Raw genomic sequence first — 25,110 nt, 5'->3', positions numbered from 1 at the left:
TCTGTTAAAGCGCTTCGGCCGCTTCTGCTCTCTCATTTTTTTCTGACGAGATGTCTTGTTTAGCCAGCTCCACTTCCTGCTTATGGATTCTCTTGCCAAACAACCGCTGCACCACAACAAAGAACAGTGGGATAAAGAAGATTCCCAGTAGAGTTCCAACAATCATGCCGCCGAACACACCGGTACCGATTGCCCTTTGGGCACCTGAGCCAGCTCCGGTTGCTATGGCTAAGGGCAACACCCCCAAACCAAAAGCGAGAGATGTCATTAAAATCGGGCGTAACCTGTCCCGTACAGCTCGCATCGTGGCATCTACCAGTTCCATACCGTCTTCCAGATTCTGTTTCGCAAACTCCACAATCAGGATGGCATTTTTACTGGTTAGCCCCACTGTTGTCAGCATCGCGACTTGGAAGTAAATGTCGCGCTCCATGCCCCTTAGGCTATTGGCCAGTACTGCACCCAGGATTCCCAAAGGAGCCATCAATAGTACTGCTGTCGGTACTGTCCAGCTTTCATAGAGAGCAGCCAAACACAAGAACACGATCAAAAGGGACAAGGTATACAGCAATGGGGTTTGTGCTCCAGCAGAGCGCTCTTGATATGAGAGACCACTCCACTCCATACCAATACCTGCGGGTAGCTGCGCCACTAGGCGCTCAACCTCTTCCATTGCTTCACCAGAGCTAACTCCGGGTGCAGCCTGCCCATTAACCTGCATTGATGGAACGCCGTTATAGCGCTCCAAGCGGGGGGAACCGTACTCCCAGCCAAAACTGGCAAAGGATGATAGCGGTACCATATCGCCCTTATCGTTGCGCACTGACCACAATTGGAAGTCTTCCGGGACCATCCTAAAGGGAGCATCAGCCTGCATATACACGCGTTTTACCCGCCCGCGATCGATAAAGTCATCAATATATGAACCGCCCCATGCTGTACTCAAAGCGCTGTTAATATCGTCGATAGACAAGCCAAGCGCAGCTGCTTTTGCATTATCAATTTTTACACGGAATTGCGGGGTATCTTCTTGGCCATTGGGGCGAACATTAGCCAAAAGTTCACTCTGCCCGGCCATTCCCAGAAACTGGTTCCTGGCTGCTGTTAAAGCCTCATGACCCAAACTGCCATTATCCTGAAGATAAAAGTTGAAACCACCAGAAGAACCCAACTCGGGGAGCGGCGGAGGTGCGAAAGCGAAAGCCATCGCATCTTTAATTTGCATCAAGGCACCCATCGCGCGCATGGCGACAGACCCAGCGCTCTGAGACTCTTCTTCACGCTGGGACCAATCTTCCAAATTTACAAAAGCAATACCGGTATTTTGCCCGCTACCGGCAAAGCTGAACCCCTGTACCGAGAATACTGATTTCACGATACCCTGCTCATTGTTCAGGAACTGGTCCTCTACTTTTCGGATAGAGTTCATAGTGCGCTCCTGGGTTGCCCCCACCGGCGCCTGCACCATGGAGAACAGCACACCCTGATCCTCATCCGGCAGGAACGAACTGGGCAACCGCAGGAATAGGAAGGCCATGACTGCGGAAAGCGCAACAAACAACAGCATAAAACGACCGCTGCGCTTCAAAATACCTTGCACTCCACCTTGATAGCGCTGGCTACCTCGATCAAAGTTGCGATTGAACCAGCCAAAAAAGCCCTTCTCCCCATGCCCCTCCCCTTTGGATATTGGCTTCAGCAAGGTCGCACAAAGCGCTGGTGTCAGAATAATCGCCACCAACACTGACAACGCCATAGCTGCAACAATCGTGGCGGAGAACTGACGGTAGATCACGCCGGTGGCGCCATCCATAAATGCCATAGGCACAAACACTGCCGACAAAACTACGCCAATGCCAATCAGTGCCGCAGTAATCTGGTGCATCGACTTCTTAGTGGCTTCTTTAGGGGAGAGCCCTTCCTCCCGCATCACCCGCTCGACATTCTCCACCACCACAATGGCGTCATCCACAAGCAGGCCAATTGCAAGCACCATGGCAAACATCGTGAGCATATTGACTGAGAATCCCAGCGAAGCGAGTACGGCAAAAGTACCCATTAGCACCACTGGTACCGCAATCGTCGGAATCAACGTGGCACGGAAGTTCTGAAGAAACAGATACATCACCAGAAATACCAGGACGATCGCTTCAATCAAGGTAGAGATAACACCCTTAATAGATGCCTCAACAAACGGTGTCGTATCGAATGGTACTACCGAAGTCATGCCACGGGGAAAGTAAGCCTCCAGCTCCTTCAACTTGGCTTTCACCCCATCAGCAGTTTCCAGGGCATTGGCCCCTGTCGCCAAGTTAATAGCGATGCCGGTTGCAGGCTGGCGATTGTAACGGGAAATAAACTCATAATTCTCCGCACCTAGCTCGACCCGAGCTATATCGCCGAGGCGCAAGAGCGAGCCGTCGTCATTGGCTCTGACGATAATATCCCGGAACTCCTCAGGGGTTTGCAAACGTTCCTGGGAAGTAATTGCCGCATTTAGCTGTTGCCCTGGAATAGAGGGAGCAGCACCGAGGCTTCCGACCGTAACTTGTGCATTTTGGGCCCGCACTGCGTCGGTAACATCACCAGGGGTAAGTTCATAGGTGGTGAGCTTATTGGGATCGAGCCAAATCCGCATCGCGTACTTGGAACCAAATACCTGCACATTGCCCACGCCTGGCACCCTGCTGATCGGGTCAACAATGGCCGAATTGATATAGTCAGCAATATCATTGCGGTTCATGCTGCCGTCTTCAGACACAAAGCCGGCAACCATTAAGAAGCCACCTCGAGACTTACTAACATTTACTCCTTGTACCTGGACCTCCTGTGGCAGCAGCGGCATCGCCAGTTGCACTTTGTTTTGCACCTGGACCTGGGCCGTATCCGGGTCAGTTCCGTTCTCGAAAGTTAAAGAGATTGAAACGCCACCGTTGGATTGACTGGTGGCGGACATATAAAGGAGACCATCTAGGCCCTTCATGTTGCGTTCAAGGATTTGAGTAACCGAATCCTCAACCACCTTGGCGGAAGCGCCCGGGTAATTTGCCTCAATATTGATCGACGGTGGCGCAATATTTGGATAGCGCTCAACTGCCAGCTCGCCGATAGACAACACACCTGCCAGTATCGTGATAATTGCCAGCACCCAGGCAAAGATGGGCCGATTGATAAAAAAACTTGCCATAACCCCTACCCTTAAGACCCCTGCTGTGCAGGCGCTTCGCCAGCTTGTTGATCGCCTTCAGCCGCCGGCAGCTGCTCATTTTCGCGCTCGCTGGCCTGTACCGGTGCTCCCGGGCGAATTTTCTGAAGCCCGGCGACTACGACCCGGTCCCCGGCCTCGAGCCCATCTTCCACTAGCCAGCGATTGCCAATCGTACGACTAACCCGCACAGATCGCTGGGCAACCACATTTTCCTCATTAACAACCATGGCTGAGGTATTGCCTTTAGGGTCCCGCGCAATTCCCTGCTGAGGTACCAGAATTGCGTCTTTACGGACACCACTACCGACAATTGCGCGTACATACATACCCGGCAACAGCATGGTATCCGGGTTTGGAACAACTACTCGCAACAACACACTGCCCGTTGAGGGGTTGACACTGGCTTCGGCAAACTCCAGCTTGCCCTGGTGTTCAAATTCGCTGCCATCTTCTAATAGGATTGTCACAGGTAGATGAGTGGCGTCGGCCAATGTGCCCGCTTGAAGCGCTCGGCGAAGGCTAACAAGCTCAGCTGCCGACTGGGTAACCTCAACATAGATCGGATCTAGTTGCTGCACAGTAGCCAAAGTTCCGGCTTGATTGGCCGTTACCAGAGCACCTTGAGTAACTGTAGATTTGCCAATTCGGCCTGTAATCGGAGAGGTGACCCTTGCATATTCCAACTGGATTTCCGCCCTGTGCAGCTCCGCCTGAGCTGCGGCTACATCGGCTCGGGCCTCCTGAAGATCGGCTTCCGCAGCATCATTTTCCTGCGTGCTAACAGCACCATTACCCACCAGGTTCGCAGTACGCTCGGCTTTGAGGCGAGCGATGTTCATAGCCGCCTTTGCGCCTTGCAAACTTGCCCTAGCACTATCGACGTCAGCACGATAAAGAGCGTCATCTAGCTGGTAAAGTGGCTGATTTGCACTAACTTGGCCACCTTCACGGAACAACTGGCGTTTTATGATGCCATTAACCTGCGGACGAACCTCAGCCACTTTAAAGGGGGAAGTCCGCCCCGGCAGCTCCCTGGTAAGAGTGACGGATTCCGGCTGAAGTGTGACTACGGTCACTTGGGGGGCCATTCCCGGTGGAGCCGAAGCTTCCTCGTTACACCCCGCCAACAATGCGGAAGCGACCAAAAGGCTGGTGAGAGCTCGGGCTTTTAACATGGTTACCTCTAAAAATGACTGCGCGGACAAAATATTGGCAGTTAGCGGAATTTTTAAGTGACAAGGAAATCTGAGTAAAGTAGCGTGGCATTTTATGAGTACGTAGGAAACAGGATCAACTGTTCATAATCGTGCAATTTTCATCTAACATGCACTTTCACCCAGTATATTCAAGGGTTTGCACATAAAACCCCTTTGCACACTTGCGGTTAAACGCTGCAAAAATGAGCCAGAGTGAAACTAATAATTGATTAAAGAAGCCGCTGTTCCTTATGACCAAACGCAGAGATGAGCAAATTTTGACCACCCGTGAGCGTATATTAAACGCCGCGCTCAATGTGTTTCATGAATATGGAGTGTGTCGCCCTTCCCTTTCCGAAGTCGCAAAGCTGGCTGGAGTTAGTTGCGGTGCTGTTGCCGACCACTTTCACAGCAAAACCGGTTTGCTGCTCGCTCTGACAGAACGCATGGTACTACCCGGCGAACAACTTTGTAATAACGCCGGCGAGCAACTCAACGCCAATCCCCTCGGTACACTGCGAACCCGCTGGGTGTGGCTGTTTCAGGAAATTGCTTGTAACCCAGAGTGGCAGCAGGTACTTGAGATTATCTTCCATCCCTGTGAAGAAAAGGTTACCGAGAATAATGAAGCCCACTTGCGTATGAAGCAAGGGCGCACCCGCGGGCTTGAGCGAATGGCACAACTGATTGCCCTCGCAGTATCCGAGCGCCAACTGCCCGAAGATCTTGATACAGACCTCGCGATGCAGATGTTACACGGTGGCCTGTTCGGTGTGATTGAAACTTGGCTCTTATCCTCAAGAATTGAAGATATCGGCGAACTCGGTGAACGCTATATCGACTCTCTAATCGATATGATCCGCTTCTCCCCCACCATGCGCTTAAGTTCACAACTGGTCCACACCCTGCACTGACGCGCCTTATCCTTATCTACTTCGGTGGGGCATACTGCTTTGCAGTTTTCACCTCACCATAAGTACCTTTTCTCTTTTATGCTCATTGGAAGTCCCAAACTGGTTATTTTGGCCCTGAAATCATCGATTACCGCAATGTCAAACTTCTTTTTTCAGGCAAAACATTTAACTATTACTCATTAATCCAATTTTGTTGAATCAGAAGGCAAGTACTCTACCGGGAAACAGGCATGCTCTCCTTCCCCAATAGCCATAAAAAAGACCATGGCACTGTCTTTATCCAACTTCAGCAGACTCTCAAACTCTTCATCGTAAAAAGCGCCCGCTATAAATACGTCTTGCTTAAGAGAGTGTGCATAGAGAAATATATTCTCAGATAGATGGCCGGCTTCAAGGTAAGCCATCCGATAGATACGGGAATGACGATACTTGGACCAGAACCGATTAAATTTGCAGACAAAGCAAATATTAACTGCGGCACCCTCGGCATAGGGCTGACCGACCAGCAAACGGCGGATCTTATCATGGCTAACAGGACCTCCGACTTTGGTCAATCCATGATCAATTGGATTGTAAAGGTAAATACCAGGATCAATCCCCTGTACCGAATGCACTATCAGGTAAATATCTGTAGCTTGTAAGGCGCCGCCAGCAGGGCTGCTGCGAAAATATCCAAAATAATTTATTTTGTCTGAGTGGGCCTTATAAAACTTTTCAACAAACGGAGAAGTACGAAATTTTACACAATGAAAAAGTATTTTTTCCAAAAGCTCACGTTTTAAAGTGGTACCCGGTACAAATTTTCGTGAAGAAAACCGGGTCCCAAACACAGACTCCAACTGATTGGTGGTAGGAAAGCTATTCAGTGGAATATCCACTTCTGGATAATTGTACTTGCCTTTAGCCTTTTCCGGCACCTGTTTACAGTAGTCAACATACTGTCTTACCCAAGATACCCTGGGATCTTCACTAGCCCCTTCTTTGCCCTCAGTCGAGGGCGGTAACGAAAGCTTGGTGCCATAATGGTAAAACCAGGATAGTACATCCCAACCCCATTGTTTCCGAGCTAAATCACCACTGATGAAGGCTCCATTACTTTGAAGGAAATCTGCTGCCTTAGTTTCTCCTGTCTGCACATCGGAATAAAATTTATCCAGAATATTTATGAGGGTTTCTTTATCCAAAGCCCACTGATCGTGATGAACAACATCCCACAAGATGACTTCATTTTCACTGAAATAGAGAAAGAAATTATCTAATAAAGCAGCGCCTTTCATCATCGCTTAACCATCATATTTACTAGAAGTGGTAAAAAAACTAGAAAGGCAGAATCGATAAATTCTTGATTTGTCTGTATTAGCCCTGAGTGAGACGTCCCTCATGTTCAAGGGCCATCTCACTTTTTGTGAAAAACTACCTTCTATTAACAGGTAGTGTAGACTGTGACACAAACTCCCAGAGCATAGGGTGTTGCGTCTTCTATATATACCCTTTTCATGATAAATCCCTCCATTCAAACTACTTTAAATTACTCCTTCAACTGAGTACTAGTATAAAATGCACACATTTCCTAGATCGAATTGATATATGAGAGCTAATAAAATACTCAATTGCGCCTAAACTGAGTACGCTGATATGAAATTAAAAATTTACAGAAAGGTGCGGACACGTCCCTGTGTCCGCGTGACTGGGTAGCAATGAGGTTAGAAACTATATGTCAGCCCCATATAAGCTCGTCGGCCTGAATATGAGGAGCCCCAGACCCGGTTTTCCTCACCCCAATATCTATCCACCTTCTCTTCGGTAAGGTTGATTATTGAGGCGGTCAACGTCAGGTTATCCATCAAGCGATAAGATGCATTAACATCCAACTGATCGTATTCATCAGTGAAAGTGTTCATGCCATTGTGGAATCCGTCTGCATAGTCACTGCGATAATTGTAAGAAGCGCGAATGCTAAAGTCGATATTTTCATAGTAAAGGGATAGGTTGTACTGGTCCTTTGAAGTGCCGGCAATTTCTGTTTTGGTTTTGATACCTTCAGAGTCAATCTCAGCTAGCTCCGTATCTGTGAAGGTATAGTTTGCATAGACTCCAAAGCCATTATCAAAGGCATACTGAACAAACAGTTCTACACCTTGTGCGGTAGCATCAGTGCCATTGACCGGCATAGACATAGACACTGCCCGGGTAACACCATCGATATCCCTTGTCACCATAGAACTGCCGTTGATTACAAACGAAGCAATATCTTTTCTGAACAAGGTCAGTCCTGCAGCAGAGGCATCATCGAAATACCACTCCAGCCCCAAATCAAACTGATCAGCTTTATAAGGCTCCAATTCAGAGTTGCCTGCATACCCTTGACTGACTGTTGAGCCGGGCAAAGGAGCGTGGATCACTTCAGAACCCCCGAGATTATCGTATTCCACTCTCGCTACGACTCTAGCGAGAGCTGCGCGCATAACCAGTTCATCGGAGATATCCCAAGCGATATTAGCACTAGGTAAAATATCAGTATTGCTGCTGTCACGAATATTGGGTTCGTCCTGTAAGACCCCATCAATATTGTCGTAGGTGCTCGCATACTGCTTGGTCTGGACTGCTCGAATACCAAAGTTTCCGCGCAGGACTGCCGAGGCAAAATTCTGCTGTACATAAGCAGCCGTAATTTCCTCACCAACCCGGTAAACCTGATTTTTCTCGACGATTACCGTAGGGTCACCATAGGTTGCGTATAGAAACTCTTTTAACTTATCAAACTCCAGATAAGCGAAATTTGGCACATTCACACCGCCGATAATATTATCGAGAGGGCCGCTTGAAAGGATATCGATTGTGTCGGGCACACCATCGGGATCAGTGTGGAATGAATCACTTGGCCACCAGGGGTAACAAGCTCCATCAACATCACCCCAGTTAATCGTTGGACAGGGAGGATTATTATCATCCCAGGATTGTTTGGTGATGCGGCGGTTTATCTCATGGTCCCGGTACTTAACCCCAACATCCAGGGAGGTAAGCCAGGCATAATCCATATCGAAGGAAACGTCCAGCTGGTAGTAACTCTCATCGTCCTCGCTGCTGGTCCAATGGGATGAGAACCAGTCGTATAAAGGATAAGTGTTGGGATCTCCCAGATCTGCACTGGTATCAATTTCAGCAGTACCACTGCTAAGATCCCAGCTCCAATCGGTTGCAGTGCCATAACGGGAATTGACTGATGCAAACAATTTCTCAGAGGGGCCGCCCTCTGCACTGGTATTACCGACTATCAACCGAGCACTATATCCATCTCCCTCGTAACTGATATTGAAATCCAGCGTATCCGAAACATATTCCGCTCGAGTGTAGTCACCAGCTACCTGTGGAGACTGTAACTCTGCCTGGCCCCGATCGAGCATACCAATGCCGAGAAGAGTATCACCATCATCATCAAACTTGAGACTGCCCGGGGCTATTGCATCCCCGTAGTTCCACTCAGGGAATACGATACGATAATTCTCTGAGTTGCCGCCCAGCTCAAAGCGGAAATAATTGACACCAAATTCCAGCTGTTCTACCGGACGCCATTGGGCACTTAGCTGCATGCCATCCCGGGTCCGTTCCTCTTCCAAGACACTACCGACAACGGCTCGCGGCGCATAGAAATCCCGGTATTCATTACCATCAATATCCACCATCGGCCCCCTGGCCTCTACGCCAGTCTGGGGGGACTCATCTCCCTGCCAACCCCAGTTTTCTACCGAGGTGCTAATTACCCGGTTCTGACGATCCTGCTTTGAGTATCCAAACAATACGCCCAAGGTTTCCTGATCATTTTTCCATGAGTAAAAACCGGTGTACTGAGGTTCGTACTCCCCAGTAACATCAGCATAAGTACTCTCAATGGATAACATGCCCTCCCCGGAATCCAGGTCCAGTGGCTTGCGGGTGTGTAAAATTACAGTACCACCTATCCCGCCTTCATCCAGTTTTGCTTCTGGACTTTTATACACATCCGCTCGGGAAATCATCGCTGAGGGTAGCAACGCATAGGAAAATGATCGGGATGGATCATCGCCGGGAGTAGCTATGTAGTTTCCATTTAGCTGGGTAAAAGTGAGCTCAGGTGCAGTTCCTCGGATACTTACTTCGGCACCCTCGCCGCCGCTTCGAACGATGGATACTCCCGGAACCCTCTGCAAAGAGTCTGCAACATTCTTATCGGGGAATTTACCCATATCTTCAGCGGTGATTGAGTCTACTACCGCATTGGAAAAACGCTTTACATCGAGATTTTTCTCCATGCTCCGGCGAATACCCAATACCTCTACTTCCTCCAGCACCAGACTCTCTGTATCAGATTCACTGGTGCTCTGTGCATTTGCCATACCGACAACACTGTACAACACTAGAACACTAACAGACGTCCTCAATAGGTCTAGTTGGCGATTTGTATTTAAGGGTATCTCTCTCATTGCTCAAATTTCTCTTTTATTATTTTTTTCTAGCTTTCCGTTCACCCTACAAGCCCGACATATCATTTGCCGGGCCACCGGAATATGCCCTACTCTTATCGATCCAATTCTGTCTCGATATTTTTAAGCGCTAAAGCAATATGTGCGTATAAAGCGTTTTTAGCTATCCAAGCCAAGTCGCTTGAGAACTTCAGGGGGTGCTCCAGGGAAACTCGCCATTGGTCGGTTACCCACATAACCAATATCCGCCATACCTTCCTCGGTGGTATAGAAAGCGGTGGACACGAGAACTCGAACTTTGGCAAAGAAACGAGCACCAGCCTGGAACTCAGGCTTCGCCGTGCGAGTCCACTTGATATCCTCACAGATGGCTACTTTTTGAGGTTCATTCAGATCGACAAAGGAACCTCCAAATCTGCGCTTGGACTCACCCTCCAGCCAAACAACCCCTCCCCGAATCGTGACAAGATCTGCTTTATTATTGGAATATGGGGCGCTGACATATTCGTTGATGTAGTGATGGGCCCCTACTGAAGAGGCACTCGGAGAAGTTTCATCTGCGGGAATAATGACGTCGCAAAGTGCTGCCAATACCGCTAACTCACCCATTTCAAGCTGCATCTCCCAAGGCACAACGGGATTAAGGAGATCCGGATCTGTCGGCGTGCCCCTGGCAAGAGTCTGCTTCGGGGCGTCCAGGTTCTTTACTACCGGTTCAGCCGCTGGCACCTCCTCTTTCACTACAACTTTTTGCGCTACTTTCTCAGAACAGCCAATGACTGGAACTGCAGCAGCGGTGGTAGCAATCAAACGCAGGGCGTTGCGCCGACCCAGATTGGTTTTTTCCTCGCTCATATCAGATATTCCTCTTCTTGAACTGGTCCACGATGTAGTCGCAGGTGCGCCAGGCCAGCGCCATAATGGTCAGGGTTGGATTCTTATCAGCATTGGAGACAAAGGGTGCGCCGTCAGTAAGGAAGAGATTCGGTACTTCCCAGGACTGGCAGTAAGGATTGAGCACGGAATCATTCGGATTTGAGCCCATGCGCGCGGTGCCGACTTCGTGAATAATCGCACCGCCGTTGATAATTGCCTTGGCACCGTCGGTTTGCACGGTAGAGGTGACCTTACCGCCCATGCCTTCAATGATTTCAGCAAAGGTTTTGTGCATGTGAGCGGCCTGGTTCAATTCCTGGTCACTCCATTTCCAATGGAACTTCAACACCGGGATGCCCCATTGGTCTACCTGGTCCTTATCAATTTCACAGTAGCTGTCCTCATTGGGAATCATTTCCCCGCGACCGTCAAACCACACAAAGGAGCCGTAGTAACGCCGGCAGGCTTCTTTCAAGTCTTTGCCATAAGCGCCACTGGTAAAATCACCCATACCGCCGAAAGCACCTGCGCCCGGCATACTGCGACCACCGCCGAATTCAATGTGGTAACCACGGGCAAAATCCAGGTCACCACGCAATTGTTCCTTGTACAACCACCAGGGCATATACATGTGCATCGCCGATGCGCCGTCCTCGTTGTGGGCAGGCATACTTTCCAAAGCGGGAATCTGCCCGCCGATACCAGCTCCCACTGTATCCATCAGGTATTTCCCTACGGCACCGCTGCCATTGGCGATACCATCGGGGAATAAAGTGCTTTTGGAATTAAGGAGAATGCGCGAAGTTTCAGCTGCACTGGCTGCAACAACCACAGCGCGGGCACTGGCAAATCTTTCCTGACGGGTATCTTTATCAATATAAATAACCCCGTTTGCCTTACCTTTTTTATCAATGGTAACTTCACGCACCATGGCATCAGTAATGATATCCAGGTTGCCCGTCGCTAATGCCGGTGGCAGTAGTACAGTCGTGGACTGGAAATTCGCCTTAATTGAGCAACCGCGCCCACAGGGCGTGGCCCAAAAACAGGCTGCGCGAGATTTCATTGATTCCCGGGTGACGTCCTGAGCCAATTTATTGTTTGGGAATAATTTCTGCGGAATATTTTCGTGATCCAGACGCTCACTGAGAATAGCCAGGTGAGAGGGAATTACAGGGATCCCCAGCCTATCGCACGCTTTTTTGGCCAGAAGTTCATAGGCACGGGGCTTCGGGGGTGGCAGCAGCACTCCTTCGGAGGAGTCAGGAGTGTTTTCTAACCCCTCGTTAGTGCCATAAACACCAATGAGCATCTCGGTTTTATCGTAGTAGGGAGCGAGATCGTTGTAATTGATCGGCCAATCAAAACCGAGCCCATCCCTTGAGTAGGGTTTAAAATCATACTCACCCATTCGCAGGGAAATCCGTCCCCAATGGTTCGTACGGCCACCCAGCATACGAGCACGCCACCAGTCAAAACGGCGGCCTCTTTCTCTGGAGCCCTGAGTGTAGGGTTCGCCGGGTACCTGCCAACCTCCGTCAACCGTTGCATCATAGAAACCGAACGGCTTTTCCGGTGTGCTCCCCCCACGCAAAGGCGCATCTTTTGGGAGGTTAAACATTGGGGTTTCCTTAACCGGGTCATAGGATCTCCCCGCCTCCAGCAGTAGAACCTTTAGCCCTGCAGTGGCTAGTACATAGGCAGCCATACCGCCGCCAGCACCAGACCCAACAATCAGTGCGTCATACTCTTTCTTCTCGAAGTCATCATTCGGCATCGCCTCTCTCCTACTTCATCAATTATTTTTGTTTTACTCGTTTAATTTTAAATAACTTATAAGATAAATCTGTAACCGGTTACATTTTTTTCCAAAAATTTTTACTTATCCGTTACATCTAATGTCTAACTTATGTTTTTTTAACCAAAAAGATTAATTTTTATGAATATTTTTAACGAACCTAGAAATCCCTAAACACTTTGATCAAAAAATGAGAGTAACCGGTTACATTTTAACCAAATAATTATTACTTACTTACCATATAGCTCACCCTGTCGCGACAAGCGCAGCAAAAGCTCTTTCGTTGCTTTGATCCCCCAGTCTTCATCGCCGGCGCCTTCATACTCAATACCGATATACCCCTTATAACCCGCCTTTTGAATTATCCGCAGCATCCGGGCAAAATCCGTATTGGTCTCATTTCCCCGCTTATCAAACGAAAAACTCTTTGCGCTGATTCCGCGGGCAAAGGGCATCAACTGCTCTACTCCCAAGTAGCGGTCGTAGTCACCAAAGTTTCCAAAGTCTGGCAAACTTCCACAGTTCGGCATATCCACTGACTGTAATAACTGGGATAACCAAAGTCCGTTTGAGGAATAGCCACCGTGGTTCTCCACCACGATATTGATGCCGAAGTCCAAGGCAAACTCTGAGAGGGCTCTCAGCCCATCTCTACAAGCAGAACTAACCTCCCTGCTACTACCCTGTCCGCCAGCATTCACCCTGATAGAGTGGCAACCCAAATATTTGGCAGCTTCAACCCACTGGAAATGATTTTCTACCGCTTGTTGTCTTTCGCCAGCATTTGGGTTGCCAAGATCACCTTCTGCATCAACCATAATCAAAAGGCTTTTAACCCCGTGATCTATTGCACGCACTTTCAACGCTGAAAGAAAATTCTGATCCCTGGCCTTATCGGCAAAAAACTGATTGACATACTCTACCGCGTCAATTGCAAATGCCTTTCTTGCCTTAATAGGGAAATCCAATACCTTGAGAGCGCCACTTCGCAATTGCCGATGCAGGGACCATTGGGCCAGGGAAATTTTCACAGGGCTACCCGGGGTATTGGTAATGATTCGCCCACTATTACCAAACAAGGGGGCGGTAAAAGCAGCTGCAGCCAAGCCGGCACCAACCTGTAGCAAAGTTCTACGCTTCATTCCCGCTCCCCAGCTTGGAGTAGATTGCCAGACAAGTTACCTGGGGAATCTTCTCTAGTGCCATCCTTATCGCTTTGATGCAATGAGCGGCGGAAACCACTAATCGCTCCTCCAAGGTCTTCTCCCAGACGGCGGATCTTGCCACTACCAAATAGTAGAACCGCTAACACAAGAACAATAAGTACCTGCCAAATACCCACGCCTGAAATACCCATGATTTACAGCTCCCGAATTCTGATATTGCGGTACCACACTTTGTCGCCGTGGTCTTGTAAAGCAATAAAGCCACTCTCACTACGGGCAAAATCGGGGTAAGAGGAAAACTTACTGTTGGCAAGACGTGTATCCCAATCTTCAGACCAGAGTTCATAGCTGACAATCATGCTTCCATTCAGCCAATGTTCAACCCGACCATTCTCCACTAGAATACGCGTTTTATTGAATTCTCCTGCCGGCTTTACCTCATCTTCGCTGGGTGCATACAAGTCGAAGACTGATCCTGCGCTGTGGCTCAGTTTTTCCAGTTCGGGAAAAGCACTGTTATCAAGTACCTGGTATTCCATACCTGACATCCAGACTGGTGCATTGCCACCAGCTACCCGATAAATAATGCCGCTGTTGCCGCCTTCAGATATCTTCCATTCCAGTTCCAGCTCAAAATCAGAAAACTTCTCTGCAGTGACGATATCCCCTGCTCCACCAGCAGTGAGCACCAGGTTGCCATCAACGACCTGCCAGGCCTCTCCTACATGAGAGCCATTGGCACCGGTCCAACCCTGCAACGTTTTACCGTCGAATAAATGCCTCCAGTCCTTATCCGCTTGTATACCGGACTTTTCCGGCATCCGTTCACAACCCCCTAGTGTGACTAGTAGTGCTGCAGAGGCCAATATAGACGTGCAAAATTTTGTCTCAGTGAATTTTTTCATCGTTGTTATCTCCACATGAATTGGTGTTTATCTAATCAGTTCGCCGTGATGGTTTTACATCCGTACTTTATTAATCCTGATAGCGGGCAGTACTTCCCCTTGCCACTAAATCAAAGGGCAAAATAGTTCGACTCGCTTTTAACGGTTTTCCGTCAATAATGCGGCGCAAGGTTTCCATCGCATATCTGCCCAGCTTCTCTGCGGGCTGGTCAATTGTTGTCAGGGGCGGGTCCGTAAATTGCGAAAACTCAATATTATCGAAGCCCGCCACCGATACATCCGCAGGCACCTGCAAACCCATTTCCTTCGCTTGATGAACAGCACCAATAGCCATTTCGTCATTCATACAAAAAATGGCGGTAGGCGCACTGGCTAAAGAAAGCAGTTTTTTTGCACCCTCCGCACCAGACGGCATAGTGAATTCTCCGTTTACAACCAGGTCAGAATTCAACTCTAGACCATGCCGTTGCATCTCCTCCTCAAAACCGGCCAGGCGATCACGCACAATAGGACTGTTAAGCGGGCCGGTCACTATGCCGATCCGGCGGTGACCCAGCTCAATCAAATGGCGAGCCATAGCTTGCGCCGCGCCGGAATTATCCAGTTCAACAACCGGATAGCGGTCGTCTTCAGCAATGCGCTCACACGCATTTACCATTGGAATCGACGCTGCCAAAGCTGCATCTTTCTCTGCAAATGGATAGCGGCTATCCAGTTGAATAAGCCCATCTGCCTGATTCGTCAGCGCCATTCCCGCATAGAACTGCTCGTGAGCTGGTTCGCCCTTGGTATCTCCCAGCAATACGGAATAACCCTGGTCTTGAGCTGCCTTTTCTATCCCTCGGATAACTTTGGAAAAAAATGGATTGGCGATATTTGGGACCAGAACCATCACCGCAAATGACTTACCGGAACTAAAGTTTCTCGCCAACATATTGGGCCGATAGCCGGCCTCTTCCACCGCTTTCAGCACCCGCTCCCTGGTCCGCGGAGAAACCATTTGCGGGTCTTTCAGGGCTCTGGACACGGTCGCGACGGAAACACCGGAGCGCCGTGCAACTTCGCGAATGTTTGACATACTTTTCCGTTACTTTGTTGTTAGTAGTCGACTATTTTCGCACAAATGGAAAACGCCTACTGGTTGCCTACTACAGTGACACCTTGCACTTTGCTCGCTGCTTGCCTGCGATCCCAAAACCAGATAAACGCAAAAATCGGCAGCAAGATAAGGGGAACCACGGCTAGTGACTGGAATGATTCGATAGAGGCAGTCGCCAACACAGTGTCTAGCTCATCGCCCGTTAACTTTTCAAAGGCTTCCAAACCACCGGCAGCCTCAATCTTGGCGTTGTCGAAAATTTCTCCAAGTTTCGGCAGTACGAACTGAATAGACATTCCCCCAGCAAACCCCAGCAGCCCCAAAAACAGTGCACCGCCGCGTACAAAACGCTCGGATACCGTAGCGAGCATGGTAGGCCACATATAGCAGACACCGATGCCCCAAACTGTTGCCGCTAAGAATGCAGTTACCGGGGTTCTCGCCATTCCTAAGCAATAGAGGCCAACAGCTGCAAGTAAACTACTGAGCCACAAGAGTCCAATGGGAGAGAGTTTTTTGGCCAGCCGTCCGGCAAAGTGGCGCATTACAAACATCAACATGCTGACATAAACCAGAATGAGAATGCCCTTCATACCGACTACTCGAGAGAGCGTCAGGTCAACCCACTGCCCTGGAGCCAGCTCTGTTGCAGCGGTTAGCCACATACAGACCCATAGCACGATAAACATCGGCTGCCTGAAAACTTCTTTAAACATCTCGCCATAACTGATGCCATAAGAAACCCGTTCAGTTACCGGGAATTCTGTTCTGGACACAAGCCACGCCATGACCACAGCCGGTAGGGCCAAAACAATCAGGTTCAACTGCCAGGGAAGTTCAAGCGCAGAAATGGCTAACCCAAGTAATCCCCCCACCACAATCCCGGCAGGCCACCAGGCATGTAGTACATTTAGGCGCTGAGTTTTATTTTCAGGATCAACCGCAGCAACCATTGGATTACTGGCGGCCTCCACTGCCCCCCAGCCCAAACCGGTAAGTAACAGCCCCGCAAGAACCAAGTTCTCAACGCCCTCCCCGGGGGTTACCAAGGATGCTGCAATAATAAGCAGGCTCCCCAACACGTAGCCTATTGATGAGAGCATTAACATCCGTTTGATACCGACCAAGTCTACCAATGCGCTGCCAAATAGCAGGGTTAGGGCAAACCCTGTAAAGGTAAATCCAAGCGCTTCTCCAACCATTGCGGTGGAGTTGGCAAGATCAATATGATCATAAATATCCGACTGTAAGTTGCCGGCGATCGAAGCCCTCACAGCAAACCCAAGGCCAATCATAAAGATTGACAGATTTCCCACCAGGAAGACGTTCCTGTGCAAAGCCTTTGTCTGTGTACTCATCTATCCAGTCTCCGCATGATTTATTGTTATTCGTTGTTCACTGGGATTGGCAAAAATTAGTCCAGCCCTAAAATCCTACGATTTCGAGCGCGATCTGTTTCAGCACCGGCAAAATCATCAAAAGCTTTGTCAGCCACGGTTATCAGGTGCTCTCGAATAAATGGCGCACCCTCGCTGGCCCCCTGCTGTTGATCCTTAATGCAACACTCCCATTCCAATACCGCCCAGCGATCGTAACCGTACTGGGTCAGTCGGCTAAAAATCCCACGAAAATCTACCTGACCATCCCCCAGGGAGCGAAAGCGACCGGGCCGGTCAATCCAGGGGGCATAACCGCCGTATACGCCAGCCCTTCCACTCGGGTGAAATTCCGCATCTTTCACATGGAAAGCCTTGATTCGCTCGTGATAGATATCGATAAAGGCCAGGTAATCCATTTGCTGTAAAAGCAAATGGCTTGGGTCATACAAGATGTTGGCTCTAGGGTGATCTTCCACCTCGTAAAGAAACCGCTCGAAGGTCAAGCCATCATGCAGGTCTTCACCGGGGTGCAGCTCATAGCAGACATCGACCCCCGCGCTGTCAAACGCATCCAATATCGGACGCCACAAACGGGCCAGTTCGCGAAAACCTTCTTCAACCAACATCGCTGGGCGCTGGGGCCATGGATAAAAAGTGTGCCAGAGTAAAGCGCCGGAGAAAGTTGCATGGGATTTGAGCTTCAGGTTGGCACTGGCCCGAGCAGCAAGAACTAATTGATTGCTCGCCCACTCTGCTCGGGCTTGCAAGTTTCCGCGTACTGCCTCTGGAGAAAAAATATCCAGCATTTCCTTATAGGCTGGGTGAGCTGCGACCAACTGCCCCTGCAAATGCGTAGACAATTCAGAAATCTGTACCCCAGCCTCCTCACAGATTCCCAGTACATCATCACAGTAAGCTTGGCTTTTACTGGCCAGCTCAAGGTCGAAAATCCGCTTGTCCCAAGTGGGAACCTGGATGCCTTTGTACCCCAGGTCTGATGCCCAACGAGCCATAGATTCAAGCGAAGCTGGCTGTTCGCTCGATGGGAGAAACTGGGCGAGAAAAATTCCGGGCCCCTGAATTCTGGGTGCCTTCATTTATTGTTATCCTTTTTACTGCTGTACTTATTAATTCTGCAACCAACCCTTTCCAAGCGATTGGTTTGCACCTTTTGAGAAAACTCTTCAAAAGGTAACTGGCCGCAGGCCGACACCGGCACCTCCCTGTGCCGTACTAGCTGCCGGACGCCCACCCTGCCAGAGATACCTAAATTCTGTGAGGTTGGACCTAGCCGCTCACTTCCAAAAAGGCGCCAGGGAAACCCATGAGGATTTTGCGCGACTGCTCTCCAGCACACCGCGCACAAATGCCATCGCGCGAACACCTGCATCAATGTTGCCAACGGCAGGACTGTTCTTTGAAATTACCCCCTCGCGGCGGCCTCGGACTTGACCAGCAAAATCGCGATAGATATTGGCGAAGGCCTCTATATAGCCCTCCGGGTGTCCTTGAGGTGTCCGGCAGAAAGACCTGACGTCTCCATCCAGATACTCACAATCCGCACCGGCTTTCCAAATCGCCACAGGCTGCCCCCTGCGCTTTACTTGCAATTGGTTTGGGGCTTCCTGCTCCCAAAACAGCGAACCGTCTTCACAGTAAACGCTGATATTCAGGTTGTTCCCTTCTCCTCCACAGACTTGACTGGCTGTAAGTGTTCCTCGGGCGCCCTGATCTAATTTAAATAGCGCTGCACCGTCATCATCCAACGCTCTTTCATCAACTACCGCTTGCACGTCTGCGCAGACTTCAGAGATATGCTGGCCAGTAAAAAACTCCACCAGATGATGAGCATGGGTGCCTATATCCGCAAAGCAGCCACTTTCTCCCGAACGTGCAGGATCTGTTCGCCAACTCGCCTGCTTACTTCCCGTGGAATCACCGGCTAGTGCCAGCCACCCCTGCGGATAGGCAACGGTAACTCGTCGAATAGACCCCAACTCTCTCCTGCCCAGGATTGCTCTCGCTTGCATAACCAGAGGGTAAGCAGCATAAGTGTGGGTCAAACCATAAAGATGCCCGCTTTGCTCCACTGCCTTTTTAAGCTCAAGTGTTTCTTCCAAAGTGGAGGCGGCTGGCTTGTCGGAGAGGACATGGAATCCCGCCCGCAACGCAGCAATAGAAACGGGTAAATGGAGATGGTTGGGAGTTACTACAGATACAAATTCAACTCGATCATCAGCGCTGCGACGGGATTCCTCTTGGAACATCTGTTGATAGCTTTGGTAAATCCTGTCCGGGTGTAGCCCCAGCTTTTCACCAGCTTTACGACTGCGTTCGGAATCGCTACTAAAGCAGCCGGCGACTAGCTCTATCTCACCGTCGAGAGCTGCAGCCATTCGATGGATTGCACCAATAAAAGCACCCTCTCCACCACCAACCATGCCCATTCTTATTTTTTTAACCAAACCCCATCCCCTCGGGCCACTCAAAGAACCAGCTGAATAAACAGCCTACTTATTTTTTTTCCGTGTTTTGTAAGCGGACGCGCTGTTTCCAGACTGCGGTTTTCGTAGCACTCCACTGCCTGAAACAGAATGTAACCGGTTACATTTCAATTTAAGATACAGAAAAAAAATGTCTTTGCAAGCGAAATACGTTGTTAATATCGCCTTATTGGACTCATAGACTGATGGCTCAACGCTGAAATACTAAGCAAATCACCTGATTGGCAGGCCCATTTTCTGGACAAACTCAGCCCAAGAGTGCCACTTCAATTCATCGCTTTGCCATTTATTACAAATAGTTTGATGATCAACTGACTGCGACAGCAAGCTACCTATCGCTTCAGATTGAGGATGCCGAGGCTTAGCTTTTGAGCGAACCCATTTCCCGGCCTCCTTTGCAGCTTCCACGGCGAGACCCCAGTGATTCGGCCAAACCGCCAAGAAATTGGCTATATCAAAGCTGTGGATGTGGTATGGACGCGGATAGTTTAACTGCACAAGAGCATCCCCATCCGGCCCTGGAGCGTCAGTTTTCCAACCTGCGTAACCACCCCAATGGCAGCCGGCTGCCCAATCCTCAAACCCGGTCATACAATTTGCCAATCTATCCAGGGTATCCCGGATTAACGCCCTCTCTATGGGCGGGGCCACCCTCATGTCAACCACACCAGAGCGAAATCTGGGGTATTCTGGATTTAAGGTGAGTATCCAAAGTCCCTCTCCACTTTCCAGCGGGTGATATGCCACTACCATGTCCATCAGGAAGGCTGAGATTGGAGGGGTATTAGCCCCCTTAGCCAGCAACATATGTAGGGGCCGAACAACTTGGCTATCCCGCACACCTTGAGCTGGCACTCCAAGACTTTCGAGTATTGCTGCATTGCCCGCCCCGCATGCTGAGAGAACCAACTGGGGTTGTATTTGGTGGGAGCTACCATTGATATCGGCAGAGACCTCAGTCACGCCACCACTATCTTTGTCGAACCTTCGGATACTCCCTTTCACCAGCTTCTCGCTAACAGGAGCACTAAAACGTCGATAGGCTTCAGCGCCGTCAAACATAAGGTCATCAGCAAATCGAAAGCACTGATGCGACGGCAAGCTAGTTGTTACCAGTGGAGCTGGTATCGGAACCTCTTCCACTGGAATACCCGCCGCAATCCAGTTGGGCTCGACAGTATCTAAAAATTCTCGGGGAAGCGCGGCATAGAAATCTGTTATGTGGCTATCAACACCATCGCTCTCCAGTTGTGTGCGCCAAAACTGTGCGGCCTTTAAGTAAGCCTTTGCCGCACTTGGGTGTGCCGCATTCCAGCCTGAGGAGAAATAACCATGAAAGTGTAACGACTCAGCATCGTCTAACCCCTGGTCTATTGCCATCACAGAAAAATCTGTTGATAGCTCTCGCAACAATGAAATCGCTTGAATTCCGCCCCCTAATACCAGGACGTCTACGTCTACCGTTTTAGCCATGGTCAGCCTCAAACAAATCCTATCTATCACCACTTAGCAAAGGCTGGACTTCTGTCAACTTCTAAGACCTCAGCTCATTCACCTAGGTGACACTTTTTTGAAATTCAGATTAAACACAGAACCTGGTTAATCCGTTCCAGTTATATCCCCGTAAAGAGATTGTCGCTCAGCTATGAAGCTGGCGGCCTAAAAAACTGCGAACACAAGGAGCAAGGAAATGAAGAGCTTATTGAGAGGTATAGGAATTGTACTGTTTGCACTCAGTACCCAGGCCGTTCTGGCAGATGATGAACTGGAAACGGTTCCCTATGTCGATGTGAATCAGTATCTCGGCAAGTGGTATGAGATTGCCCGGCTACCGCAAATTTTCCAGCCAGCTTGTACTGCGGTAACAGCGGACTACGGCCTCAATGATGATGGATCTATCAGCGTTTTCAATTTTTGTCGAATCTTACACCCAAAATATGGGTTCCCGATCAGTGTTCAGGGCACTGGAGTCCCCATTGACGAGACGAACAGCAAACTCGCTATCACCTTCTTTGAGGGTAAAGCTGCCGGCGACTACTGGATACTAGAGCTAGATCCTGGCTATCAGTGGTCACTCGTTGGTGATCCGGACCGCTCCAGCCTCTACCTGTTAAGCCGCACTCCCCAGCTGGATGAAGCTATTACAGACTATCTACTAGACCTGGCAGTTACAAAGCATGGTTATAACATTGACCACATCATCATGACCCGCCAGCTTACTGAGTAAATAAGAAAGCGGGTGTCACACTTCTGGCACCCGCCACTTAACAAACCACATTAACTTTTTATTAATTCTTTATAATCAATAGGTTAGCTCATTATATTAATGTGTTTTCTTATATTTTGTGTGCTTTATGTTCGCCAGAGCATTCCTGTCAGCTAGCAACCCATATCAGTTATAGTTACCACTCCATTTAATAGAGCACCCCCATACTTGGCAGCTGCTTTTCCGGCCCTACCCCAGTCTCTGCGATCAACTTCATTGCATTGACCAGCTCCCTGGTTCGGCCAGCCGGATTTCCCATTCCCGCATCATCGATGCGGCCTCGATATTGGAGCTCTCCATCCTTATTCAGCCCGAAGAAGTCCGGTGTACATACCGCCTGGTAAGCTCTCCCTACGGACTGATCTTCATCAACCAAATAGGGGAAAGTAAACCCATGGTCTCGGGCAAACTTCGCCATATAAGGAGGACTGTCAATTTGGTAATCGCGATAATCGTTTGACATAACGGCCAGAACATTAATGCCCAGCCCTTGTAGCTCTCGCACATCCTCAGCTAGACGATTTGCAATCGCCTGAACATAGGGGCAGTGATTGCAGATAAATGCAATCAACAACCCCTTGCCTCCCAGATGGTCCGACATTCGAAAGCTCTTGCCGTCAGGGTCTTTCAAGGTAAAGTCTGGGGCTTTCCATCCGAAATCACATACTGGTGTATCTAGTAACATTGCCCGATCCTCTCTTGGGTTCTAAGTTAGCTTTCGATCTCAAGTACGCTCTTGGCAAAGGGAGCGTAAATTTTTGCGACCTCTCGAGCCATCTCATCTGGATAAACAAAAAAATCACCCGTTGTTAGTGCCTTCATAATGCCATCGAATACGATGCTCGCTGGAGGGGCTCCCTCTCCCATGCCTGCGGAGTCGGCCATATCCGTCTTGATTGGACCAGCAATAACACTGATAACTTGAGTCCCCTGCTCGACCCAGGCCTCCCTCAAACCCTGAGTTACTGCATAGGCAGCCGCCTTTGAGCCGGAGTAACCAGTAAATGGGAGAAAATTTTTGATAGATGCCAGTGAGTTCATTTGGACAAAGACACCCCCACCATTAGATTTCAAAACAGGGCCAAACGCTTTGGCCAGGTTTATCAGTGGGTAAACATTGCCCTCCATTTGATACTTGAAGCTCTCCACAGCATCATCGTCCAAGGGTGTCGATAGCTTCACTACGCCCGCATTAGAGACAACCAGATTGACATCACCGGCAACCTTTACAGCGTTTTGAATGGTTTCTTCACGTGAAAGATCAAATTCAATGGGGACGACCCTTTCACCATACTTTTGAGCGAGCTGCCTCACCGAGGCTAGGTCGCGAACAGCGGTATACACTTTAACCGCGCCCGCATCCAACAGCCCCTCTGTAATGGCCTTGCCAATACCTCGATTTGCCCCTGTGATTAATGCAGTGATATTGCTAGCTTGAAGAGTCATTTCGTATACCTCAGTTACTTAAGTCGAATAAATTCAAATTTCGATTCGCAACACAGTTGCGGGCTCCGCTACGAATTGTTGATGGCCACCCCATGTCTCCTCAGTGAGGGCTGGATGGCCAATCAAGCCCAGGCCAGAAATCAGGCCACTGTCTCTCCTTCGGGAGTCCACTCATTAACTGCAAAGGCACTATCTAGGGCGGTCTCGGCAATGTGATTTGTATAATTCGACATAACTTTTAAAGCGGTACCTAGAACCACTTCCAGTACGCTCTGCTGCGTGTAGCCAGCAGCAAGGAAAGCGTTAACTTGTTCCTCCGACGGCCAGCCACGGCTTTCATTCACTACCGCAGCAAATGTACGTAATGCCTCAAGCTTTTCATCTGCAATCGGTGTGTTACTACGCAATGCTTCGATAATTTCCGCTTCAACACCGGCCATTTGGGAAATGGATGTGTGTGCAGCCATACAGTAACGACACCCGTTCAGGCGGTTGTTTGTCATTAAGATGATTTGGCGCTCTGTCTCGGAAAGATTGGTTTTATCGAAAATTCCCGCCAAGGTCGTATAACCCTCAAGTAATGCGGGGGCCTCTGACATAGTTGCGAATAGATTGGGCACAAAGCCCATCGATTTCTTAGCGCCTGCAAGAAGAGGCTGAGCAGCAACAGGAGCGGATTCAATCGTGTGAGTCTTGAAAGTAGCCATCATATTTTTCCTAACTAGATAGTTTCACTTGTTTGTAGCGATCGGTCCAAACCTGGTTAAAAAATAAGGGGAGACACCCCTGTAAACTGTATGTACCGATTGCTACAAACAATGCTAATGAGTTTGTACCGATCGGTAAAGATTATTCATATAACTATTTGCTATGCATTAATGCCTACTGAGAATGAACAGAAAAAATATGAAGCCCTATCCAATGCAAAAATTGACAGGAAGGATCAATGGAGGTCAGGAGAGGGAAATCACAGTGCAGCCCTGGCAACCGAGAGGACGGCGCCAAGACCCTACGAAGAGCTTTCAACGCCAGAAGAAAGATCAGGTCAACGCAGCAAGTCTAATGCCTGTACCTTAATTCTGGAGAGGCTTTCCTTATTAAAAACTCCACGTGCCAACACTCGCAAGCCGACTAAAAGAGTCAGTAAACTATTGGCGCAGACTTCCGGGTCTACTCGATCAGATATCACACCTTTCTCTATCCCCAGGCGAACCTGCCTTGCAAAAAATGACTCAGTATCCCGCAAGCCCTTTTTTACAGCATCCCCAATATCGCTATCCAGGTTAGGCATATCAAGTGCGGTATTAACCAAAAAGCAGCCCTTCTTTTCCGGATCTGCAAGGCTTTGTTCAATTAGGGAGTCGAAAAGCTGACTGATAGCGCCGATAGGATCTTCCAACGACTCAAGCCGGGCCATTACGTCGCGCCGCTGCTCTCTCTCATACTTGAGTAAACTCAGGGTAAAAAGCTGCTTCTTACTGCCAAAGGCATTATAAAAGCTCCCTTTAGTCAGCCCAGTAGCTTTGAGCAGGTCGGCCAGAGAAGTCGCTTCAAAGCCTTTTTTCCAAAAGGCTTCCGTCGCTTTATCGACTGCGCTATCGACATCGAAACTTTTCTCCCAAGGCATAAGCACCTCACCTCAAACAAATCTACTGGCCATGTTACCACTGTTTGGACCAAGTGGTAAAAACACGATTCGCAGATACAGATACTGGCACTCGCCCGATATTCGCCTATTGCTCCGAAATCAAAACACCATTTTTGCGGTCACAGTGATTATTGGAGCAACACTTCTAGCCGAGGAGCGCTCACTCGAATTAATAAAGTGGTAACTGGTGCAACTTCATGACCCTAAAAGCCTTCAAAGTCATCAAAGTGGCTCTGACCTATTAG

20 protein-coding genes are annotated in these 25,110 nt (G+C 49.2%); 2 read left to right on the top strand and 18 right to left on the bottom strand.

Translation table 11 applies throughout. The features are described 5' to 3' along the window. Nucleotides 1–4: 4 nt before the first annotated feature. Together ACJJII_RS17440 and ACJJII_RS17435 are read right to left on the bottom strand one after the other, a co-directional pair. Complete coding sequence (locus tag ACJJII_RS17440) at nt 5–3,187, bottom strand: efflux RND transporter permease subunit (protein WP_444917100.1); 3,183 nt, start codon at nt 3,185–3,187, stop codon at nt 5–7. Between the two features lie 11 nt (nt 3,188–3,198). Beyond that, nucleotides 3,199–4,383, bottom strand: a complete 1,185-nt coding sequence (locus ACJJII_RS17435) for an efflux RND transporter periplasmic adaptor subunit (RefSeq protein ID WP_444917099.1) — start codon at nt 4,381–4,383, stop codon at nt 3,199–3,201. A gap of 272 nt (nt 4,384–4,655) precedes the next feature. Here ACJJII_RS17435 and ACJJII_RS17430 point away from each other — a divergent pair, with 272 nt between their 5' ends. Then, nucleotides 4,656–5,318, top strand: coding sequence for a TetR family transcriptional regulator (locus ACJJII_RS17430; protein ID WP_444917098.1), 663 nt, complete (start codon nt 4,656–4,658; stop codon nt 5,316–5,318). Between the two features lie 179 nt (nt 5,319–5,497). Here ACJJII_RS17430 and ACJJII_RS17425 read toward each other — a convergent pair whose 3' ends face one another. From ACJJII_RS17425 to ACJJII_RS17370, 12 genes are all read right to left on the bottom strand, one after another. Next, nucleotides 5,498–6,598, bottom strand: coding sequence for a SagB/ThcOx family dehydrogenase (locus ACJJII_RS17425; RefSeq protein ID WP_444917097.1), 1,101 nt, complete (start codon nt 6,596–6,598; stop codon nt 5,498–5,500). 423 nt (nt 6,599–7,021) lie between these two features. Further along, on the bottom strand, nt 7,022–9,778 hold the full coding sequence (locus ACJJII_RS17420; protein WP_444917096.1) for a TonB-dependent receptor: 2,757 nt from the start codon (nt 9,776–9,778) through the stop codon (nt 7,022–7,024). Between the two features lie 159 nt (nt 9,779–9,937). Continuing rightward, complete coding sequence (locus ACJJII_RS17415; RefSeq protein ID WP_413665737.1) at nt 9,938–10,633, bottom strand: gluconate 2-dehydrogenase subunit 3 family protein; 696 nt, start codon at nt 10,631–10,633, stop codon at nt 9,938–9,940. 1 nt (nt 10,634) lies between these two features. Continuing rightward, nucleotides 10,635–12,431 (bottom strand): GMC oxidoreductase, encoded by a 1,797-nt coding sequence (locus tag ACJJII_RS17410; RefSeq protein ID WP_444917095.1) that lies wholly within the window; start codon nt 12,429–12,431, stop codon nt 10,635–10,637. A gap of 251 nt (nt 12,432–12,682) precedes the next feature. After that, entirely contained in the window at nt 12,683–13,594 is a 912-nt protein-coding gene (locus ACJJII_RS17405; RefSeq protein WP_444917094.1) for a sugar phosphate isomerase/epimerase family protein, read from the bottom strand. Then, nucleotides 13,591–13,809: a twin-arginine translocase TatA/TatE family subunit gene (locus tag ACJJII_RS17400; RefSeq protein WP_108733294.1), complete on the bottom strand. Its 219-nt coding sequence runs from the start codon at nt 13,807–13,809 to the stop codon at nt 13,591–13,593. The genes ACJJII_RS17405 and ACJJII_RS17400 overlap by 4 nt, the downstream gene beginning before the upstream one ends. Before the next feature lie 3 nt (nt 13,810–13,812). After that, the gene (locus tag ACJJII_RS17395; protein ID WP_444917093.1) at nt 13,813–14,523 is read right to left on the bottom strand and encodes a 3-keto-disaccharide hydrolase; all 711 of its coding nucleotides are present in this window, start codon (nt 14,521–14,523) and stop codon (nt 13,813–13,815) included. A 70-nt stretch (nt 14,524–14,593) separates the two neighbouring features. Next, on the bottom strand, nt 14,594–15,601 hold the full coding sequence (locus tag ACJJII_RS17390; RefSeq protein WP_444897240.1) for a LacI family DNA-binding transcriptional regulator: 1,008 nt from the start codon (nt 15,599–15,601) through the stop codon (nt 14,594–14,596). A gap of 56 nt (nt 15,602–15,657) precedes the next feature. Next, a complete protein-coding gene (locus ACJJII_RS17385) occupies nt 15,658–16,980 on the bottom strand; it encodes an MFS transporter (RefSeq protein WP_444917092.1) in 1,323 nt (440 codons plus the stop codon). Between the two features lie 56 nt (nt 16,981–17,036). Next, nucleotides 17,037–18,098 carry a sugar phosphate isomerase/epimerase family protein gene (locus tag ACJJII_RS17380; protein WP_444913013.1) on the bottom strand — a complete coding sequence of 354 codons (1,062 nt, stop codon included), beginning with the start codon at nt 18,096–18,098 and terminating at the stop codon, nt 17,037–17,039. 198 nt (nt 18,099–18,296) lie between these two features. Further along, nucleotides 18,297–19,466: a Gfo/Idh/MocA family protein gene (locus ACJJII_RS17375; RefSeq protein WP_444913012.1), complete on the bottom strand. Its 1,170-nt coding sequence runs from the start codon at nt 19,464–19,466 to the stop codon at nt 18,297–18,299. 252 nt (nt 19,467–19,718) lie between these two features. Then, nucleotides 19,719–20,978 carry an FAD-dependent oxidoreductase gene (locus ACJJII_RS17370; protein WP_444917091.1) on the bottom strand — a complete coding sequence of 420 codons (1,260 nt, stop codon included), beginning with the start codon at nt 20,976–20,978 and terminating at the stop codon, nt 19,719–19,721. Nucleotides 20,979–21,195: 217 nt separating this feature from the next. On the opposite strand from ACJJII_RS17370, the gene ACJJII_RS17365 reads away from it, so the two are divergent. Then, nucleotides 21,196–21,732 carry a lipocalin family protein gene (locus ACJJII_RS17365; RefSeq protein ID WP_413665728.1) on the top strand — a complete coding sequence of 179 codons (537 nt, stop codon included), beginning with the start codon at nt 21,196–21,198 and terminating at the stop codon, nt 21,730–21,732. A gap of 187 nt (nt 21,733–21,919) precedes the next feature. On the opposite strand, the gene ACJJII_RS17360 is transcribed toward ACJJII_RS17365, so the two are convergent. The 4 genes from ACJJII_RS17360 to ACJJII_RS17345 all read right to left on the bottom strand — a co-directional run bounded on the left by ACJJII_RS17360 (nt 21,920) and on the right by ACJJII_RS17345 (nt 24,844). Further along, nucleotides 21,920–22,456: a thioredoxin family protein gene (locus ACJJII_RS17360; RefSeq protein WP_444917090.1), complete on the bottom strand. Its 537-nt coding sequence runs from the start codon at nt 22,454–22,456 to the stop codon at nt 21,920–21,922. Between the two features lie 26 nt (nt 22,457–22,482). Continuing rightward, nucleotides 22,483–23,217 carry an SDR family oxidoreductase gene (locus ACJJII_RS17355; protein ID WP_444917089.1) on the bottom strand — a complete coding sequence of 245 codons (735 nt, stop codon included), beginning with the start codon at nt 23,215–23,217 and terminating at the stop codon, nt 22,483–22,485. Between the two features lie 140 nt (nt 23,218–23,357). Further along, nucleotides 23,358–23,924, bottom strand: a complete 567-nt coding sequence (locus tag ACJJII_RS17350; RefSeq protein WP_444917088.1) for a carboxymuconolactone decarboxylase family protein — start codon at nt 23,922–23,924, stop codon at nt 23,358–23,360. Between the two features lie 338 nt (nt 23,925–24,262). Further along, nucleotides 24,263–24,844 (bottom strand): TetR/AcrR family transcriptional regulator, encoded by a 582-nt coding sequence (locus ACJJII_RS17345; protein WP_413665724.1) that lies wholly within the window; start codon nt 24,842–24,844, stop codon nt 24,263–24,265. Between the last annotated feature and the right edge of the window lie 266 nt (nt 24,845–25,110).

Source organism: Microbulbifer maximicatervae (SeqCode) (genome assembly GCF_052467825.1).
This window is presented reverse-complemented; position numbering and strand designations above follow the sequence as displayed.

Bases quoted from the DNA above. Each gene is read 5' to 3' on its own strand.
- ACJJII_RS17440 (WP_444917100.1), bottom strand. From the start codon at position 3,187: ATGGCAAGTTTTTTTATCAATCGGCCCATCTTTGCCTGGGTGCTGGCA.
- ACJJII_RS17420 (WP_444917096.1), bottom strand. From the start codon at position 9,778: ATGAGAGAGATACCCTTAAATACAAATCGCCAACTAGACCTATTGAGG.
- ACJJII_RS17430 (WP_444917098.1), top strand. From the start codon at position 4,656: ATGACCAAACGCAGAGATGAGCAAATTTTGACCACCCGTGAGCGTATA.
- ACJJII_RS17360 (WP_444917090.1), bottom strand. From the start codon at position 22,456: ATGTTACTAGATACACCAGTATGTGATTTCGGATGGAAAGCCCCAGAC.
- ACJJII_RS17370 (WP_444917091.1), bottom strand. From the start codon at position 20,978: ATGGCTAAAACGGTAGACGTAGACGTCCTGGTATTAGGGGGCGGAATT.
- ACJJII_RS17405 (WP_444917094.1), bottom strand. From the start codon at position 13,594: ATGAAGCGTAGAACTTTGCTACAGGTTGGTGCCGGCTTGGCTGCAGCT.
- ACJJII_RS17425 (WP_444917097.1), bottom strand. From the start codon at position 6,598: ATGATGAAAGGCGCTGCTTTATTAGATAATTTCTTTCTCTATTTCAGT.
- ACJJII_RS17355 (WP_444917089.1), bottom strand. From the start codon at position 23,217: ATGACTCTTCAAGCTAGCAATATCACTGCATTAATCACAGGGGCAAAT.
- ACJJII_RS17435 (WP_444917099.1), bottom strand. From the start codon at position 4,383: ATGTTAAAAGCCCGAGCTCTCACCAGCCTTTTGGTCGCTTCCGCATTG.
- ACJJII_RS17345 (WP_413665724.1), bottom strand. From the start codon at position 24,844: ATGCCTTGGGAGAAAAGTTTCGATGTCGATAGCGCAGTCGATAAAGCG.
- ACJJII_RS17385 (WP_444917092.1), bottom strand. From the start codon at position 16,980: ATGAGTACACAGACAAAGGCTTTGCACAGGAACGTCTTCCTGGTGGGA.
- ACJJII_RS17415 (WP_413665737.1), bottom strand. From the start codon at position 10,633: ATGAGCGAGGAAAAAACCAATCTGGGTCGGCGCAACGCCCTGCGTTTG.
- ACJJII_RS17410 (WP_444917095.1), bottom strand. From the start codon at position 12,431: ATGCCGAATGATGACTTCGAGAAGAAAGAGTATGACGCACTGATTGTT.
- ACJJII_RS17380 (WP_444913013.1), bottom strand. From the start codon at position 18,098: ATGAAGGCACCCAGAATTCAGGGGCCCGGAATTTTTCTCGCCCAGTTT.
- ACJJII_RS17400 (WP_108733294.1), bottom strand. From the start codon at position 13,809: ATGGGTATTTCAGGCGTGGGTATTTGGCAGGTACTTATTGTTCTTGTG.
- ACJJII_RS17395 (WP_444917093.1), bottom strand. From the start codon at position 14,523: ATGAAAAAATTCACTGAGACAAAATTTTGCACGTCTATATTGGCCTCT.
- ACJJII_RS17350 (WP_444917088.1), bottom strand. From the start codon at position 23,924: ATGGCTACTTTCAAGACTCACACGATTGAATCCGCTCCTGTTGCTGCT.
- ACJJII_RS17365 (WP_413665728.1), top strand. From the start codon at position 21,196: ATGAAGAGCTTATTGAGAGGTATAGGAATTGTACTGTTTGCACTCAGT.
- ACJJII_RS17390 (WP_444897240.1), bottom strand. From the start codon at position 15,601: ATGTCAAACATTCGCGAAGTTGCACGGCGCTCCGGTGTTTCCGTCGCG.